Origin of the sequence: Streptomyces sp. B1866 (assembly GCF_031932565.1) — a bacterium.
In the GTDB taxonomy this organism is placed as follows: Bacteria; Actinomycetota; Actinomycetes; order Streptomycetales; family Streptomycetaceae; genus Streptomyces.
Genome location: NZ_JAVSCF010000641.1, coordinates 1 through 372, shown reverse-complemented (window position 1 = coordinate 372; position 372 = coordinate 1). Strand labels below are relative to the sequence as shown.

Below are 372 nucleotides of genomic sequence, written 5' to 3'. Positions count from 1 at the left end.
GTGATGCGGCGTTGCGGCCGCATGTGGGTTGGTCGGTTGTCGATGTGGTGCGGGGTGGTGGGGGTGCGCCGTCGCTGGATGACGTGGTGGTGGTGCAGTCGGCGCTGTGGGCGGTGATGGTGTCGCTGGCGGCGGTGTGGCGGTCGGTGGGTGTGGAGCCTGCTGCGGTGATCGGTCACAGCCAGGGTGAGATCGCGGCTGCCGCTGTGTCGGGTGCGTTGTCGTTGGAGGATGCGGCGAGGGTGGTGTCGCTGCGGGCCAGGGCGATCGCGGAGGGTTTGTCGGGTCGGGGTGGCATGGTGTCGGTGCCGCTGCCTGCCGACGCCGTGCGCGAGCGGTTGGCCGAGTGGGGTGAGCGGATCTCGGTCGCTT

At 70.4% G+C, this 372-nt stretch carries 1 protein-coding gene; it reads left to right on the top strand.

The features are described 5' to 3' along the window. Nucleotides 1-372 (top strand): acyltransferase domain-containing protein (locus RKE29_RS30580; protein WP_312008931.1); only part of this gene is annotated, 372 nt, incomplete at both ends.